Annotated in this window: 3 protein-coding genes and 1 pseudogene; all 4 read left to right on the top strand. The window is 56.7% G+C overall.

Going from position 1 to position 1,986, the window contains the following annotated elements; genetic code table 11:
* Positions 1–443 (top strand): DUF3383 family protein (locus tag KEM39_RS11185; RefSeq protein WP_211710052.1); only part of this gene is annotated, 443 nt, incomplete at its 5' end.
* 51 nt (positions 444–494) lie between these two features.
* Entirely contained in the window at positions 495–935 is a 441-nt protein-coding gene (locus KEM39_RS11180) for a phage tail fiber protein (RefSeq protein ID WP_118779653.1), read from the top strand.
* Between the two features lies 1 nt (position 936).
* A complete protein-coding gene (locus KEM39_RS11175) occupies positions 937–1,383 on the top strand; it encodes a hypothetical protein (RefSeq protein WP_211710051.1) in 447 nt (148 codons plus the stop codon).
* 174 nt (positions 1,384–1,557) lie between these two features.
* Positions 1,558–1,986 (top strand): annotated as a pseudogene (locus KEM39_RS11165) (lytic transglycosylase domain-containing protein); the annotation flags it as partial.

The raw sequence follows: 1,986 nt of genomic DNA, 5'->3' as shown, positions 1-1,986 counted from the left end.
CCGCCAACGACCGCTTTACCTTCCTTTATCCCGGCCAAATGCCCGGCAAATGGAAATGGATTGATGCCTATGTGAACCAAATCCGCCTCAACAGCCAGTTGCAGCTTGCCCTGATGACCTTGCTCACCTCCGCCAAGGCCGTACCGTACAACGCCGTCGGTATCGCCCTGCAACGCGCCGCCTGCCAAGACCCGATTAACGAGGCCTTGAACTTCGGCAGCATCCAGCCGGGCGTACCGTTGAGCGAACAGCAACGCGCCCTAATCAACAACGAAGCGCGCGTAGATGCCGCCGCCAAGATTGAAAGCACCGGCTATTTCCTGCTGATTCAGAACGCTTCGGCGCAGACGCGCGGCAACCGCCAATCCATGCCGATGAAGCTGTGGTACACCGACGGCGGCAGCGTGCACAACATCAACCTCGGTTCAATCAACGTTCAGTAAACCACAAAGGCCGTCTGAAGCTTCAGACGGCCTCTTTGCAAAGGAAAACATATGCAAACCGTATCCGACCGCACCCTGACCGCCGCCAACAGCATCCTGCTGATGCGCGTGAAAGGCTTTAACGACAACTTCGTACAGATTGAAGGCTACGCCGCCGACAACGCCTTCGACTTCGGGCAGGGCAAAATCGGCGAAACCCTGATGGGCGTGGACGGTCAACAGTCCGGCGGCTTCACGCCCTACGAAGTGGACTTCAACATCCAGCTTGCACCCACCAGCAAATCGCGCGACTACTTCGACCAATTCACCAACGATATCCTGCAACGTCAGGAAACGCGTATGGTGGAATTTTCGGTGGAGGTTTCCGCCGTGAAAAAACGTTACACCGCCACGGGATTTTTAGTGGAAGTCCCAGGCGGCACGACCGCCAAGAAAACGCTGGAATCCGTAACCTACTCGTTCCGCATCGTGGTGAAACCGGAGGAAATCTGATATGGCGTTGAAGAGCAAGCAAATCACGATTGAAAACGGGCGGGACAAAGGCCGCGTGTTCCTGATCACCGAAATGTCCGCCGCGCACGCCGACAACTGGGCGATGCGCGCCCTTTTGGCATTGGCAAACAGCGGCGTGGATTTGGGCGGCATCGCCCCGCAACAGGGAATGATCGGTATGGTGGGGGCGACGCTGGGTGCATTGGGCAAAGTGAAGCCCGAAGACGCCATCCCGCTTTTGAACGAGCTTTTGGACTGCGTGCAAATCATCCCCGAAGGCGGGCAGCCGCGCCCGCTGAATATGGACTTCAACGACGTGGAAGACTTCACGACCCTGTGGCGTTTGCGGAAGGAGGTGTTTGCATTGCATACCGATTTTTTGCAACACGCCTTTGGCCCGACCTCGGCATCGGGCGGGGAGGGGGAAGCCGGCAGCAAGGCTACCTGAACCTGACCCAAACCATCGGCGCGCTGGTTTCCTCCCGCATCTGCACCCTGCACGAGTTGCAAACCGTGTACGGGCTGGAAGATGCCTTTAACCTGCTCGAAATCGTCAATACCGATGCTTTCAACAAGGCACAACAGGCTACCTGATTTCAGGTAGCCTTTTTTAGGAATCGCTATGGCAACAGTAATTGATACCCTGTTTATGGAATTGGGCATTGATTCGTCCAAATTCAGCCGGGAAGCCAAGCAGGCTGTCTCCAAATTGGATGACATGACCGAGGCATTCGAGAAGGCAGAGGCAAAAACGGGCAAATCCGGCAAAGGGTTGGACAAACACGCCGAAAAGGTCAGACAGAACGTCAAACAGGCCAAAAACCTGACCGAAGCGATGGGGAAGGTCGCAAAAGGCGCAGCCGCCCTTTTCGCGCTTGTTACCGGCTCAAACGCATTGGACAAGCTGATTCGGGAAGCCGCCGAAGCCAACGTGCAGCTTGACAACCTGTCCCGCAATATCGGTATGGGCCGCAACCAACTCCAAGCATGGGGCGGTATGGCGGAAATGGCGGGCGGCAGCGCGGAAGGGATGAAAGGCAGCCTTGCCGGG

Origin of the sequence: Neisseria sp. Marseille-Q1983 (assembly GCF_018224585.1) — a bacterium.
Taxonomy (GTDB): Bacteria; Pseudomonadota; Gammaproteobacteria; order Burkholderiales; family Neisseriaceae; genus Neisseria; species Neisseria polysaccharea.
The sequence above is the reverse complement of the archived record's forward strand: the minus strand, read 5'-3'. Positions and strand labels throughout refer to the sequence as shown.

Bases quoted from the DNA above. Each gene is read 5' to 3' on its own strand.
- KEM39_RS11180 (WP_118779653.1), top strand. From the start codon at position 495: ATGCAAACCGTATCCGACCGCACCCTGACCGCCGCCAACAGCATCCTG.
- KEM39_RS11175 (WP_211710051.1), top strand. From the start codon at position 937: ATGGCGTTGAAGAGCAAGCAAATCACGATTGAAAACGGGCGGGACAAA.